We start from the raw sequence: 13,743 nt of genomic DNA, 5'->3' as shown, positions 1-13,743 counted from the left end.
CGAATGTCCCCCGGCCTGCGGCCTCCTCCTTTATTTCGCTGCGGGGAGCACCCGGCGCCCTGTGCACTGTGACAGCGGCTGTGGGGTTTGGGGGTCAGTCGGCGCCCCTCGCCTTCTCGTTCAGCTGAAACAGCTCGCCCGCCTTGCGAGCGAGATCCGCCGCAAGCCAGAGCAGGTTGTCCAGTCGTCGAGGCCCGTCACCGCTGCACCAGTCGATCTCTTCGCCGTGGCAGACCCACAGGAGGGCTTCGAGCTGAGTGAGGGCGTTTTCAAGAAGATCCGCCGGGTCTTGTTGGGCGGTTTCTGCGGAAGCTACCGACGTACGAGGCCGGGCTATAGTCTTGCTAGCCATTTTTGTGCGTTCCTTCCAAGGTGTGTGCACGAACTTGGTTAGACGGCCGGGGTGCGTCTAACACCCCGGCCGTCGCCTTTTGATACCTCGCATCTGCATCGCTGCTTTCGCACCGACGACCTGCCGCGAGGCAAGCAGCCTTCAAACATCCGGGTAGTGGTGGGGGTGTCGCGCCTTCCTTCTCCCCTTGGTGGGGTGCTGAGTGACAGGGGCATTCACTCTAGAGAAGAACTGGGCAAAGCAGCCGTTTCATGCGACACGAAGTCCCGCAGAGCGCCAACAAATGCAGCTTCCACGACGGCGCTTCACGATCATGTCGATGGGGTGCCTTGCGCAGCGAAATAAAGGAGGAGGCCGAAGGCCGGGGGACATTCGCGGAGCAAGGCACCCCGTCGGCGTGATCGCGCCCTGAACAACAGCGCAGCAAAGCGCAAAGCCGCGACCTGTGCTGCAATCCGCGAATGCCCGCCCCGACCCTGGACGACCTGCGCCGCTACGCCGTCGCGCGCACCCTCTTCAAGCCGACCACGCTGCCAGCAGCGATCCGACAACTCGGCTTCGTGCAGGCCGACCCGATCCGCGCACCTGCGCGCGCACAAGACCTCACCCTGCGCCACCGCGTAAAAGACTACCGCGCTGGCGATCTGGAAAGCCGCTACTCGCGGCTCGCCATCGAAGAAGACTGCCTCGTCAACTACGGCTTCCTTCCGCGCGAACACCTTGCGCTCATGCATCCGCGCGAAGCCAAGCGCGTGTGGGACGCCGACACACGGCGCACGGCTGCAGACGTGCTGGCTTATGTGCAGGAACACGGCCCTGTGCATCCACGACAAGTCGAACAGCACTTCGCGCATGGCCGCATCACGAACTACTGGGGCGGCTCGAGCAACGCCACCACGCACCTGCTCGACGGCATGCACTACCGCGGCATGCTGCGCGTGGTGCGGCGCGACAGCGGCACGCGCGTCTACGAAGCCGTGACGCACCAGCCCGCCGACGACAGCCCCGCCGGCCGCGCACAACGCGCCGCTGCGCTCATCGAACTGGTGGTGCGCAAATACGCGCCGCTGCCGGCCGCGAGCCTCACTTACCTCGTGCGCCTGCTCGGCTACGGCGCGCCGCATCTCTCGGCGCAAACGCAGGCGGCCCTGCGCATCGCGCGAGAAGAACTCGCGAGCTGCCGCATCGACGGCACGACTTGGTACTGGCCCGCCGACGAGAACCCGGCCTCGCGCCGCCACGCGCCCGACGATGCGGTGCGCCTGCTCGCGCCCTTCGACCCCGTCGTGTGGGACCGCCGCCGTTTCGAGCTCCTCTGGGGCTGGACCTACAAGTTCGAGGCCTACACACCCGCGCCCCAGCGCCAGTTCGGCTACTACGCGCTGCCGATGCTGTGGCACGACCGGGTGATCGGCTGGGGCAACTTCGGCAGCTCGGCCGAGGGACGGCTGAAGCCGGTGTTCGGCTATGCCGGCAGGAAGCCGCGCGACGCGGCATTCCGCGCGGCGCTCGACGACGAACTGCAGCGCATGGCGCTGTTTCTCGCGGGACGATGACGCCTTTCTTCCTATAATCGCCAGCCTCAGCCAGCTGCCCGCAACGGGCGCCAGCCGTCTTCGAAGGAACGAAGACCGCAGCTTCGACAGCTGCCCGCGACGACGCAACAAGAACCCATAAAACCCACCGGCCGCCAGCCCGAAGCGAGCCGCCGGTTTGCGCTCGTCCGAACCGCATCGACCGGATCAGAGACGAGAAGCCATGGCGCGCCCGCATTCGTCGCGCGCCGCAGCCACTCCCCCCAAACGCAGGACACAGGAGAAGCTGCACATGACATCGAAGAAGCATCGGCGCCCCGCTTGGCGCCATTCCCATACCCGCCGCGTCACGCTCGCGGCAACCGCCCTGGCGCTCGGCGCCGCCGTGCCGGCCTACGCCGAGGAGAAGGACGACGCCGCCGAAACCCGCAAGGCGCTGCCCACGGTCACCGTGACGGGCGATGCCGGCGAGACCGCGACCGGCCCGGTCACCGGCTTCGTCGCCAGGCGCGGCGGCAGCGCCACCAAGACCGACACCCCGCTGATCGAGACGCCGCAGGCCATCTCGGTGGTCACGCGCGACCAGATGGAGGCCCAGGGCGCGCTCACGCTGCGCGAGACCACCAACTACACGGCCGGTGTGGTGTCGAGCTACTTCGACAGCCGCGTCGATTCGTTCAAGGTGCGCGGCGGCGACGCGACGCAGTACCTCGACGGGCTGCTGCGCACCTATGGCACCTACAACTCCAGCAAGCTCGACCCGTACATGCTGGAACGCGTGGAGCTGCTGCGCGGCCCGTCTTCAGTGCTCTACGGGCAAGGCGGCGTCGGCGGCGTGTTGAACATGGTGTCGAAGCGGCCGCAGGCCGAGACACAGCGCGAAGTGCAATTGCAGCTGGGCAGCAACGCCCGCAAGCAGGTCGCGGCGGACTTCACCGGCCCCGTCGACCCCGAAGGCAAGTGGCTCTACCGGCTGGTGGCGGTGAACCGCGACAGCGGCACGCAGGTCGACCATGTGCCGGACGACCGCATCCTGGTCGCGCCCTCTCTCACCTGGCGCCCGAACGCGGACACCTCGCTCACCCTGCAGGCGCTCTACCAGAAGGACAAGAGCGGCTCGCTGATCGGCTTCTTCCCATGGCAGGGCACGCTGCTGCCCTCGCTCTACGGGCAGATTCCCACCTCGACGTTCCTGGGCGAGCCGGGCTTCGACCGCTACGACACCCGCACCACGTCGCTGGGCTACCTGTTCAGCCACCGCCTGAACGACACCTGGACTTTCCGCCAGAACCTGCGCTCGACCGAGAGCAAGGTGGTCTACAACACGTCGTACACCAGCTTCACCGCCAACCGGCTCACCGGCCGACCGGCGCGGCCGGTGTTCAACGCCGACCAGCGCACGCTGGAACGCGACCTGAGCAGCGACATCAACGGCGGCAAGATGCTGCTGATCGACAACCAGGCCGAGGCCGGCTTCAAGACCGGCGGCTTCGAGCACACGGTGCTGCTGGGGGCCGACTTCCAGCGCAACACCACCTCCAAGCTGTCGGGCCGCGGGCGCGCCGGCGCGCTCGACGTCTATGCACCGGTGTACGGCAACTACACGCCGCCCACCAGCTACACGCGCTCGCCCGAGGTGGTGCAGAAGCAGGCCGGCATCTACGTGCAGGACCAGGTCAAGTACGGCCGCTGGATCGGCGTGCTGGGGCTGCGCCACGACAAGGCCACCACCGACACCCAGGGCCGCCCTGCGGAGGGCATCGACGCCAAGGCCACCACCAAGCGCGCCGGCCTGGTGTACCTGGCCGACGGCGGCTGGGCGCCTTACCTGAGCTACGCCGAATCGTTCTTTCCGCTGGCCGGCGCAGACGTCAACAACACGCCCTTCAAGCCCCAGCGCGGCAAGCAATGGGAAGCCGGCGTGAAGTGGGAGCCCGAAGGCCAGCGCAGCTCGTTCATGGCGGCGGTGTACGACCTGCGCGACACCAACCGCAAGACCACCGACCCGACCAACCCGCTCAACAGCGTGCAGCTCGGCGAAGTGCATGTGAAGGGGCTGGAGCTCGAATACAAGCGCAGCATTGCGCGCGACTGGGACTGGATCGCCACCTACGCCTACACCGACGCGCGCGTTTCGCGCAGCAACGCCGCCGACCTGGGCAAGCGCATTTCGGGCGTGCCCACGCATGCGGCTTCGGCATGGGTGACGCACCGCTTCTCCATCGGCGGCGTGCCCGGCTTCTCGGCGGGCGGGGGCGTGCGCTACGTCGGCAAGTCGTGGGACGGCATGGACGCCAACCCGGTGCCGGCGGTCACGCTGCTGGACGCGATGTTCGCCTGGGACAACGGCCCGCTGCGCCTGTCGCTCAACGTGGCCAACCTGACCGACAAGGTGCAGCTCACCACGTGCCTGGCGCGCGGCGACTGCTTCTACGGCCAGCGCCGTACAGTGACTGCATCAGCCACGTATCGCTTCTGACGAAAATCCCCGCGCAGCCGAAGGTCTGGCGCGCGGGTGACAAGCCCGGCCGCGGCGCGCTCCTAGAATCGCGCCGTCGTCCGGCCAGCCGGACGGCAAGCGTTCTCAGGGCGGGGTGCAATTCCCCACCGGCGGTAATGGCGGCTTTTTCTCGAAAGGGATGCCGCACAAGCCCGCGAGCGCCTGGCGCCCTCAACGGGTTCCAGGGTCAGCAGATTTCGGTGCGATTCCGAAGCCGACGGTCACAGTCCGGATGAAAGAGAGCGCGAAATGCGGGTCGACCCGCGTGCCCTGCCATGCAGGCGCGCGGGTGGCCTCGTGGTTTCGTGCGCCCTGATTCAGGAAACCTGCTTTCAAGAGGCACACCATGAGTCAGATCAACGACCTTCCCCTCTCCGCCATCACCGCGTCGGGTTCGCCGCGCGGCACGCGCATCGCATTCGTCGAGGCGCAGTGGCATTCCGACATCGTCCACCAGGCGCGCGACGCCTTCCTCGAAGAAATGGCGCGGCTCGGCGTGGCGCGCGAGCTCATCGACATCTTCGACGTGCCGGGCGCCTTCGAGATCCCGCTGCATGCCAAGCGGCTGGCCAACTCGGGCAAGTACGCGGCCATCGTCGGCTGTGCGCTGGTGGTGGACGGCGGCATCTACCGCCACGAGTTCGTCGCGAACACAGTGGTCAGCACGCTGATGTCGCTGCAGCTGGAGACCGACGTGCCGATCTTCTCGGCCGTGCTCACGCCGCACCACTTCCATGAGCACGTGGAGCACCGCAAGTATTTCCATCGCCACTTCGCTGTCAAAGGGACTGAAGTGGCCGAGGCCTGCGTCAGGACGCTCGAAGCGCTCAAGCAGGTGGACGCGCTGCTGGCCGCGTGACAACGGACGCGAGGCTGAAGTAATCTGGGCGGATGAGCTCTTCATCATCCGCCTCGAACGACCGCTACACACTCTACGGCGCGCCCGGCTCCGGTGCCACGCCCATCCATGCGGCGCTGACGCTCATCGGCGCGCAGGTCGACACCGTGGACGTGGCCGCATGGGAGGGAGAAGCTGAGCGCGAACGCGTCTCGGGCGTCAACCCGATGCGCCAAGTGCCCGCGCTGGTGCTGCCTTCGGGCGAGGTGATGACCGAGAGCGCGGCCATCCTGATCTGGCTCGGCGACCGCTACCCGGAAGCCGGCCTCTGCCCCGCGCCCGACAGCCCGCTGCGCGCGCGCTACCTGCGCTGGATGGTCTACCTGCCGGCCGCCATCTATTCGCTGTTCTGGGTGCGCGACGATCCCCCGCGGCTCGTGCCCGACCCCGCCGGCCAGCCCGCGATGCTCGATCGATCGGCCGAGCGCATCGCGCATTGCTGGCACCTGATGGACACGCAGATCGACGAGCCCGCGCCCTACCTGCTCGGCGACAGGCTCGGCATGCTCGACCTGTACGTGACCGTGATGTCGCGCTGGACGCCGCGGCGCGCGCGCTTCTACCGCGAGGCGCCGCGCATGGCGCCGGTGGTGAAGCGCGTGGACGCCGATCCGCGCCTGGCCGGTTTCTGGGCCGAGAGATTTCCGTTCACGCCCGGCTGGGAAACCACGGGAGCGTAGCGCGCTGCTCTTTTCATAATCGACGCCATGACCGCTCGCACCCCCACCACCGACTATCCGATGACGATCTACCACAAGCCCAACTGCAGCACGTCGCGCAACGTGCTGCAGCTGATCCGCGAAAGCGGCGTGGAGCCCGAGATCGTTCTCTACCTGGAAACCCCACCGGGCAAGAAGAAGCTGCGCGAGCTGGCCAAGGCCATGGGCCTGGGCGCGCGCGACCTGCTGCGTACCAAGGAAGCGCCCTACGAAGAGCTCGGTCTGGCCGACGAGAAACTGAGCGACGACCAGCTGTTCGACGCCATCGTGGCGCACCCCATCCTGCTGCAGCGGCCCATCGTGGTGTCGCCGCGCGGCACGTTGATGTGCCGGCCGTGGCAGCGCGTCGAAGAGATCCTGCCCGCGAAGAAAAGCTAGGCGGGCACTTCTTGCCCGAGGCCCCACGCCACGTGCTCGCGCACGAGCTCGCTGGGGTGCTCCGCGCGCGTGGCGAGCGCTTCCTTTGCGCCGTCTTCGCCCGCGCGCACCGCATTGCCCAGCGCCACCGCAATGTTGCGCAGCCAGCGCTCATGGCCGATGCGGCGGATCGGGCTGCCTTCGGTGCGGCGCAGGAAGTCGGCCTCGGTCCATGCGAAAAGCTCCGCCAGCGTGCGCCCGGTGAGCCCTTCGCGCGCGTCGAAGTCGGGCAGCTCGCTCTTCTTCGCGAACTTGTTCCAGGGGCAGATCAGCTGGCAGTCGTCGCAGCCGTAGATGCGGTTGCCCATCAAAGGGCGCAGCTCCAGCGGAATGGCGCCGCCGTGCTCGATGGTGAGGTAGGAAATGCAGCGCCGCGCGTCGAGCCTCCGGGGCGCCACGATGGCCTGCGTCGGGCACACGTCGATGCATGCGCTGCAACTGCCGCAATGCGCGGTCACGGGCTCGCTCGGCGGCAGCGCCATATCGACGTAGATCTCGCCCAGGAAGAACATCGAGCCCGCGTCGCGGTCGAGCACCAGCGTGTGCTTGCCGCGCCAGCCCTGCCCGCTGCGCGAGGCCAGCTCAGCCTCGAGCACCGGGGCCGAGTCGGTGAAGGCGCGGTGGCCGAATGGCCCGACCTCTTCGGCGATGCGTTCCGCCAGCTTCGCGAGCCGGTTGCGCAGCACCTTGTGATAGTCCCTGCCCCGCGCATAGACCGACACGATGGCTTCGCCGGGCCGCGTGAGGCGGTCGAACTCGACGGCCTGCCACTCGGGGGCGGTGTCGCGCGGCAGGTAGTTCATGCGCGCGGTGATCACGCTCACCGTGCCCGGCACCAGTTCGGCCGGGCGGGCGCGGCGGGTGCCGTGTGTTGCCATGTATTGCATCTCGCCATGGAACCCATGGGCCAGCCACTGCATCAGACCGTCCTCGGCGCTCGATAAATCGACGCCCGCGATTCCGATTTGGGAGAATCCGAGTTCCCGGGCCAAAGCCTGAATACGAACAACGAGTGGATGGCTGACGATCACTTGCCGATTGTAGAAACGCAAACGAGCACCCGCACCCTGCGCTGGCGCAGCGAAGACGACACCGCCGCTTTCGCGCAGGCGCTCGCCGCATCGCCCGCGTTGCGCGACGCCTTCATCGCGCTGCACGGCGACCTCGGTGCCGGCAAGACGACTTTCGTTCGGCACCTGCTGCGCGCGCTCGGCATCGCGGGGCGCATCAAGAGCCCCACCTACGCGGTGGTCGAGCCGCACGATGCGCCCGACGGCCTGCAGATCTTCCATTTCGACTTCTATCGCTTCGCCGACCCGCGCGAATGGGACGACGCCGGTTTCCGCGACATCTTCGCGGGGCCGGGCCTCAAGTTGGCCGAATGGCCCGACAACGCCGCGGGCCGCACACCAATTGCCGACCTCGCTATTAAAATAGAAGCAATGACTGACGACACACGCAGCGTGACCCTCCTCGCGAACACCCCTCGCGGCAGCGATCTGCTGGCGCGCATCGCCGCATGAAGGCGGTCGGCCTGAAACGGCGCGTGCTTCTGCAGGGCGGCAGCATCGCGCTGATGCTTGGCGTGCACCAGATCGCGCGCGGCGCGACCATCCTCGCGGTGCGCGTATGGCCCGCCGCCGACTACACCCGCGTGACCATCGAGTCCGACGCGCGCCTCAATTCGCAACAGCTCGTGGTGGGCAGCCCGCCGCGGCTCGCGGTCGACATCGAGGGCATCGACCTCAACCCCGAACTGCGCGAGCTGGTGGGCAAGATCAAGCCGGGCGACCCGTACATCAACGGCCTGCGTGTCGGGCAGAACGCGCCGAAGGTGGTGCGCATCGTGTTCGACCTGAAGCAGGCCGTGGTGCCGCAGGTGTTCTCGCTCGCGCCAGTGGCCGCGTACAAGCACCGCCTTGTGCTCGACCTGTACCCCGAGCAGGCCGTCGACCCGATGGAAGCGCTGATCGCTGAGCGCCTGCGCGACGCGCCCCGCGCGCCACAGGGCGGCAACCCGCCCGTGGCCGGCATCGTGCCCTCGAACCCGACCGCGCCGGCGGGCGACCCGCTCGGCGACCTGATGGCACAGCAGGCCATGCGACCCGGCCCGCAGACGCCGCCGCCAGCCGTGGTGGCGGGCAACGATCGCCCGCAGGCGCCGGTGATCTCCGCGCCGCCGCCACCTGTGGTGGGCACCGCGCCCGTCAGGCCGTTGGCGCCACCCGCATCGCCGCCGCCGGTGGCTGCGCCCCGCGGCGGCACCGCCACGGCGAGCCGCACCGACCGCATCATCATCGTGGCGCTCGATCCCGGCCACGGCGGCGAAGACCCGGGCGCCATCGGCCCCAGCGGCACGCGCGAAAAAGACATCGTGCTGCAGGTTGCGCACCGCCTGCGCGAACGCATCAACGCGGGCAGCGTGAACGGCAGCCCGATGCGCGCGTTTCTCACGCGCGACGCCGACTTCTTCGTGCCGCTGGGCGTGCGCGTGCAGAAGGCACGGCGCGTGCAGGCCGACCTGTTCGTGAGCATCCATGCCGACGCCTTCACCACGCCCGCCGCGCGCGGTGCCAGCGTGTTCGCGCTCAGCCAGAGCGGCGCGTCGAGCAGCGCCGCGCGCTGGATGGCCAACAAGGAAAACGAAGCCGACAAGGTCGGCGGCGTCAACGTGGGCGGCCATGAGGCACAGGTGCAGCGCGCCCTGCTCGACATGAGCACGACCGCGCAGATCAACGACAGCCTCAAGCTCGGCGGCGCCATGCTCGGCGAGATCAAGAACATCGGCGCGCGGCTGCACAAGGGGCAGGTCGAGCAGGCCGGCTTCGCGGTGCTGAAGGCGCCCGACATTCCCAGCGTGCTGGTCGAAACCGCCTTCATCAGCAACCCGGAAGAAGAAGCGAACCTGCGCCGCGTGGACTACCAGGAAAGCCTGGCCGATGCGCTGATGCGCGGCATCCAGCGCTACTTTGCACAGAACCCGCCGCTTGCGCGCAGCCGCCAGCTCTGAGCCGCCGGCGGGGCTTTTGTAAAGCCAAAGCATGCCCTGCTGTCCCACGCGGGGCGGCCCGTGACAGCGCACAGGGAGGCGCGGCAGACTCCTACACCGTGCCAAAGCGCAACCTGGACATGATGGCTCATCACTCCTTGAAAGGTGCACATCATGAAGACACGACTCTGGATCGCAGCGGCTGCAGCCACTTCCGTCATGGCTATCGCGGGTTGCGCAAGCGGCCCCAACCAGAACCTCGGAACTGGTGTGGGCGCGGTAGGCGGTGCGCTGGTGGGCAATGCCATCGGCGGCAACACGGCAGCCACCGTCGGCGGTGCAGCCATCGGCGGCATCATCGGCAACCAGGTGGGCCGCAATGCCGACGAACGCAACTACTACAACCAGCAGCGCTACCCGAGCGGCAGCGGCTACTACCCCGGCAACGGCCCGAACTACTGATCCGGCTCAGGCCCAGGGATGAAAAAAAGCGCGCCCTCGTGGCGCGCTTTTCTGTTTCTGTTCGGGTGAATTGATCGCGGATCAGGCCGCGGGCAACTGCGCTGCGCGCGCCTTCTCGGCCTTGGAAGCGCGCCATGCGCCGAAGATGGCGAGCAGGCCCGGAATGAAGATCAGCGCCCAGATGATCTTGTCGAGATGCTGCCGCACGAATGGCAGGTTGCCGAAGAAATAGCCGGCGGTCGCGATGCCCAGCACCCAGATCAGCGCGCCGGCGACGTTGTATGCCGTGAACTTGCCACGGTTCATTTCCGCCACGCCGGCCACGAAGGGCGCGAAGGTGCGAATGAAGGGCATGAAGCGCGCGAGCACGATGGTGATGCCGCCATAGCGTTCGTAGAAGCCATGCGCCTGGTCGAAGACCTTGCGGTTGAAGAATCGCGAACTCTCCCACTGGAACACCTTCGGTCCGAAGTAGCGCCCGATCGAATAGTTGCACTGGTCGCCCAGGATGGCCGCCGCAATCAGGATGCCGCACGCCAGCGGATAGCTCATGAGTCCCGCGCCGCACAGCGCGCCGACGATGAACAGCAGCGAGTCGCCGGGCAGGAACGGCATCACCACCGCACCGGTCTCCACGAACACGATCAGGAAGAGCAGCGCATAGACCCACGGACCGTAGGCGATGACGAACTGCTCGAGGTGCTTGTCGACATGCAGGATGAAGTCGACGAGAAAGCTGATGATTTCCATGGGCGCGGATTATCCTTGGTGAACCCGAACGCCCCCTGAATCACCCCAACATCGGGCAGCGCGGCACGCCTCCTAAAATGGCCCGGTGAGTGCCCTCCCAACCTCTCCCCTTCCCACCGAACGCCGCCCCATCCGGGAACTGCCCGACGAGCTGATCAGCCAGATCGCCGCCGGAGAAGTGGTCGAGCGGCCCGCCTCGGTGGTGCGCGAACTGCTGGACAACGCGCTCGACGCGGGCGCCCGCCAGATCACGGTGCGGCTGGCCTCGGGCGGCGTGCGGCTGATTTCCGTCGAGGACGACGGCATGGGCATTCCGCGCGAAGAACTTACCGTGGCCCTGCGCCGCCATGCCACCAGCAAGATCGCGAGCCTCAACGACCTGGAAACGGTCGGCACGATGGGCTTTCGCGGCGAGGCGCTCGCGGCCATCAACGCGATCGCCGAACTCAGCATTCTTTCGCGCTTTGCCGGCGCCGACACGGCCTTCGCCCTGGACGGCCGCACCGGCGAACTGCGGCCGGTGGCCCGCTCCACCGGCACCACGGTCGAGGTGCGCGAGCTGTTCTTCGCGACCCCCGCGCGCCGCAAGTTCCTGAAGACCGACGCCACGGAGCTCGCCCATTGCATCGAGGCGGTGCGCCGCCATGCGCTGGCGCGGCCCGAGGTGGGCTTCTCGATCTGGCACGACGGCAAGCTGGTCGAGCAATGGCGCGCCGCCGAGGTCCGCGAGCAGCGGCTGGCCGATGCGCTGAGCGACGAGTTCGTGGCGCAGAGCGTGGCGGTCGACCGCGTCGGCGGTCCGGTGCGCGTGGTCGGCCGTGCCGGCATTCCCGATGCGGCCCGCTCGCGCGGCGACCAGCAGTTCTTCTACGTCAACGGCCGCTTCGTGCGCGACAAGGTGCTGTCGCATGCCGTGCGCAGCGCATACGAAGACGTGCTGCACGGCCACCGCCAGCCGATCTACGCGCTGTACCTCGAGATCGATCCGTCGCGGGTCGACGTGAACGTGCATCCCACCAAGATCGAGGTGCGCTTCCGCGACGGGCGCGAGATCCACCAGGCGGTGCGCCATGCCATCGAGGACGCGCTGGCGGCGCCGCGCGCCGGCGACGCCGTGGCCGCATCCGGCCCGCCGCAGCCCTTCTTCAGGCAGACACCGCTGCCACCGAACGCCAGCTGGGCCCAGCCTGCTATCAATTTCGTAGCTCAGGAACGCGGCGCCGGGGATTTCGAGGCACTGTGGCCCCAGCAACGCGCCGACCGCTCCGACGACCAGCCACGGACTGAAACAGCCTTTCGTCCGCCGGCCGGGCTCGGCCTGTCGGCGGTCGTCCCCGCTGCAGCGCCGGCGCCGACGGCGACCAACGACGAGGCCTGGCCCCTGGGCCGCGCGCTGGCCCAGCTGCAGGGCATCTACATCCTGGCCGAGAACAGCCAGGGCCTGGTGGTGGTCGACATGCACGCGGCGCACGAGCGCATCGTCTACGAGCGGCTCAAGACCCAGCTCGACGGCGCGGCCATCACCAGCCAGCCGCTGCTGATTCCCGCCACCTTCGCGGCCACGCCGCAGGAAGTGGCCACGGCCGAAGCCTGCGCGTCGGTGCTGCCGACGCTGGGGCTGGAGATCACGCCGTTCTCGCCGCGCACGCTTGCGGTGCGCGCGGTACCCGGAACGCTGGCCGACGGCGACCCGGTGGAGCTGGCGCGCAGCGTGCTGGCCGAGTTGGGCCAGCACGACGCAAGCACCGTTGTGCAGCGTGCCCAGAACGAATTGCTCTCCACCATGGCCTGCCACGGCGCCGTTCGGGCCAACCGCAAGCTCACCATCGACGAAATGAACGCACTGTTACGCCAGATGGAGGCGACCGAGCGTTCCGACCAGTGCAACCACGGCCGCCCCACCTGGCGGCAGCTATCCATCCGCGAGCTGGATTCGCTGTTCATGCGCGGCCGATAGCCCCGGAAAGCGCCTTTCAGAGGGTTTTCGAGGGGTTCGGGCGGTCATCCGCGTTCCGGGCACGCACGTTGCATAGGCTCCACAAAGCGCCTGCGGGCGTTGTTTCAGGGAGTTAACCGCGGCGCGATGTCGGCACGCCGCGGCCAACGCAGGTGAACTTTTCCGCCGACTTCGCTGTCCCTCAACCTCATGATGAAACGCTGGACCCTCCTCGCGTCAGTCTTTTCGCTTTGCGCCCTGCTGGCGGCGGGTTGCTCGACGCTCGACGAACAGCAGCGCCAGTGGATCTTCCAGCCCAGCGACCGCAGCTGGGGCAATACCGCCTCCATGGCCCAGGGCATGGAAGACGTGTGGATCGACTTCCAGTCCTCCCTTACCGGCGAGCCCGCGCGCCTGCACGGCCTGTGGCTGGGCGGCAAGCCCGAGACGACCGACACGCCCGTGTTGCTCTACCTGCACGGCGCCCGCTACAACGTCGCCGGCTCGGCACCGCGCATCCAGCGCATGCACGAGCTGGGCTTCTCGGTGCTGGCCATCGACTACCGCGGCTTCGGGAAGAGCTCCAAGGGCCTGCCCTCCGAGGAATCGGCCCGCGAAGACGCCCGCGCCGCCTGGACCTGGCTGGCCGCGCGCCATCCCAAGCAACACCGTTACATATTCGGCCATTCGCTCGGCGGCGCCATTGGCATCGACCTGGCGGCCCACGTGAACGACGAAAGCGGCGTGATCGTGGAGAGCACATTCACTTCGATCGCCGACGTGGTGAGCGGCTTCAAGTGGGGCTGGCTGCCCTTCGGCCCCTTCATCACACAGCGCTTCGAGGCGATCAACACGGTCAAGAACATCTCCGCGCCGCTGCTGGTGGTGCATGGCACGGCCGACAGCCTGATCAACCCGACACTGGGCCGCAAGCTGTATGACGCGGCCACGGTGCCCAAGCTGTTCGTGCTGGTCGAGGGCGGCTCGCACCACGACACCAACTCGGTTGGCGAGTCGCAGTACCGCGCGGCGCTGGCGCAACTGTTCCGCATGAAGCCGGAGACCACGCTCGCCAGCAATGGCGGCCCGGCCCGCCCGACACCCCGGCTCGCACCGCCGGCCAATGCGCCCACCGCGCAAGACGTGCGCGGTGCCGCGCCTGCGCCGGTGCCAGCGGCCATCTGA

The 13,743-nt window shown here is 68.0% G+C and carries 13 protein-coding genes and 1 riboswitch; of the genes, 10 read left to right on the top strand and 3 right to left on the bottom strand.

The annotated features are described in order from the left end of the window. Positions 1-94: 94 nt before the first annotated feature. On the bottom strand, positions 95-352 hold the full coding sequence (locus tag AC1RVW_RS04730; RefSeq protein ID WP_081266625.1) for a hypothetical protein: 258 nt from the start codon (positions 350-352) through the stop codon (positions 95-97). A gap of 461 nt (positions 353-813) precedes the next feature. Here AC1RVW_RS04730 and AC1RVW_RS04725 point away from each other — a divergent pair, with 461 nt between their 5' ends. From AC1RVW_RS04725 to arsC, 5 genes are all read left to right on the top strand, one after another. Next, the gene (locus tag AC1RVW_RS04725; RefSeq protein WP_493198307.1) at positions 814-1,908 is read left to right on the top strand and encodes a DNA glycosylase AlkZ-like family protein; all 1,095 of its coding nucleotides are present in this window, start codon (positions 814-816) and stop codon (positions 1,906-1,908) included. Between the two features lie 271 nt (positions 1,909-2,179). Next, a complete protein-coding gene (locus AC1RVW_RS04720; RefSeq protein ID WP_493198306.1) occupies positions 2,180-4,366 on the top strand; it encodes a TonB-dependent siderophore receptor in 2,187 nt (728 codons plus the stop codon). A 97-nt stretch (positions 4,367-4,463) separates the two neighbouring features. Further along, a riboswitch (FMN riboswitch) is annotated at positions 4,464-4,635 on the top strand. Positions 4,636-4,733: 98 nt separating this feature from the next. Further along, a complete protein-coding gene (locus AC1RVW_RS04715) occupies positions 4,734-5,246 on the top strand; it encodes a 6,7-dimethyl-8-ribityllumazine synthase (RefSeq protein WP_081266623.1) in 513 nt (170 codons plus the stop codon). 32 nt (positions 5,247-5,278) lie between these two features. Continuing rightward, positions 5,279-5,965, top strand: coding sequence for a glutathione S-transferase family protein (locus AC1RVW_RS04710; protein WP_081266622.1), 687 nt, complete (start codon positions 5,279-5,281; stop codon positions 5,963-5,965). A 27-nt stretch (positions 5,966-5,992) separates the two neighbouring features. After that, the gene (arsC, locus tag AC1RVW_RS04705) at positions 5,993-6,382 is read left to right on the top strand and encodes an arsenate reductase (glutaredoxin) (RefSeq protein WP_493198303.1); all 390 of its coding nucleotides are present in this window, start codon (positions 5,993-5,995) and stop codon (positions 6,380-6,382) included. Here the strand turns inward: arsC and queG are convergent. Beyond that, positions 6,379-7,452, bottom strand: a complete 1,074-nt coding sequence (gene queG / locus AC1RVW_RS04700) for a tRNA epoxyqueuosine(34) reductase QueG (RefSeq protein WP_493198301.1) — start codon at positions 7,450-7,452, stop codon at positions 6,379-6,381. The genes arsC and queG overlap by 4 nt on opposite strands. On the opposite strand from queG, the gene tsaE reads away from it, so the two are divergent. From tsaE to AC1RVW_RS04685, 3 genes are all read left to right on the top strand, one after another. Next, the gene (gene tsaE, locus AC1RVW_RS04695; RefSeq protein ID WP_081266619.1) at positions 7,438-7,944 is read left to right on the top strand and encodes a tRNA (adenosine(37)-N6)-threonylcarbamoyltransferase complex ATPase subunit type 1 TsaE; all 507 of its coding nucleotides are present in this window, start codon (positions 7,438-7,440) and stop codon (positions 7,942-7,944) included. The two genes, queG and tsaE, sit on opposite strands and share 15 nt — an antisense overlap. Beyond that, positions 7,941-9,431: an N-acetylmuramoyl-L-alanine amidase gene (locus AC1RVW_RS04690; RefSeq protein WP_081266618.1), complete on the top strand. Its 1,491-nt coding sequence runs from the start codon at positions 7,941-7,943 to the stop codon at positions 9,429-9,431. Before tsaE ends, AC1RVW_RS04690 begins: the two co-directional genes overlap by 4 nt. A gap of 153 nt (positions 9,432-9,584) precedes the next feature. Further along, a complete protein-coding gene (locus AC1RVW_RS04685) occupies positions 9,585-9,872 on the top strand; it encodes a YMGG-like glycine zipper-containing protein (RefSeq protein ID WP_081266617.1) in 288 nt (95 codons plus the stop codon). Between the two features lie 81 nt (positions 9,873-9,953). On the opposite strand, the gene AC1RVW_RS04680 is transcribed toward AC1RVW_RS04685, so the two are convergent. Further along, complete coding sequence (locus tag AC1RVW_RS04680; RefSeq protein WP_493198299.1) at positions 9,954-10,622, bottom strand: DedA family protein; 669 nt, start codon at positions 10,620-10,622, stop codon at positions 9,954-9,956. A gap of 85 nt (positions 10,623-10,707) precedes the next feature. Here AC1RVW_RS04680 and mutL point away from each other — a divergent pair, with 85 nt between their 5' ends. Together mutL and AC1RVW_RS04670 are read left to right on the top strand one after the other, a co-directional pair. Continuing rightward, positions 10,708-12,579, top strand: a complete 1,872-nt coding sequence (mutL, locus tag AC1RVW_RS04675) for a DNA mismatch repair endonuclease MutL (RefSeq protein WP_493198297.1) — start codon at positions 10,708-10,710, stop codon at positions 12,577-12,579. Between the two features lie 192 nt (positions 12,580-12,771). Then, the gene (locus AC1RVW_RS04670; protein ID WP_493198295.1) at positions 12,772-13,743 is read left to right on the top strand and encodes an alpha/beta hydrolase; all 972 of its coding nucleotides are present in this window, start codon (positions 12,772-12,774) and stop codon (positions 13,741-13,743) included.

The sequence above is a fragment of the Variovorax sp. MPBD4-3 genome, assembly GCF_058809745.1.
This window is presented reverse-complemented; position numbering and strand designations above follow the sequence as displayed.

What these genes read in the sequence shown, in the direction of transcription:
- AC1RVW_RS04730 (WP_081266625.1), bottom strand. Translation starts at nt 352, where the DNA reads ATGGCTAGCAAGACTATAGCCCGGCCTCGTACGTCGGTAGCTTCCGCA.
- AC1RVW_RS04725 (WP_493198307.1), top strand. Translation starts at nt 814, where the DNA reads ATGCCCGCCCCGACCCTGGACGACCTGCGCCGCTACGCCGTCGCGCGC.
- AC1RVW_RS04720 (WP_493198306.1), top strand. Translation starts at nt 2,180, where the DNA reads ATGACATCGAAGAAGCATCGGCGCCCCGCTTGGCGCCATTCCCATACC.
- AC1RVW_RS04715 (WP_081266623.1), top strand. Translation starts at nt 4,734, where the DNA reads ATGAGTCAGATCAACGACCTTCCCCTCTCCGCCATCACCGCGTCGGGT.
- AC1RVW_RS04710 (WP_081266622.1), top strand. Translation starts at nt 5,279, where the DNA reads ATGAGCTCTTCATCATCCGCCTCGAACGACCGCTACACACTCTACGGC.
- arsC (WP_493198303.1), top strand. Translation starts at nt 5,993, where the DNA reads ATGACCGCTCGCACCCCCACCACCGACTATCCGATGACGATCTACCAC.
- tsaE (WP_081266619.1), top strand. Translation starts at nt 7,438, where the DNA reads ATGGCTGACGATCACTTGCCGATTGTAGAAACGCAAACGAGCACCCGC.
- AC1RVW_RS04690 (WP_081266618.1), top strand. Translation starts at nt 7,941, where the DNA reads ATGAAGGCGGTCGGCCTGAAACGGCGCGTGCTTCTGCAGGGCGGCAGC.
- AC1RVW_RS04685 (WP_081266617.1), top strand. Translation starts at nt 9,585, where the DNA reads ATGAAGACACGACTCTGGATCGCAGCGGCTGCAGCCACTTCCGTCATG.
- AC1RVW_RS04680 (WP_493198299.1), bottom strand. Translation starts at nt 10,622, where the DNA reads ATGGAAATCATCAGCTTTCTCGTCGACTTCATCCTGCATGTCGACAAG.
- AC1RVW_RS04670 (WP_493198295.1), top strand. Translation starts at nt 12,772, where the DNA reads ATGAAACGCTGGACCCTCCTCGCGTCAGTCTTTTCGCTTTGCGCCCTG.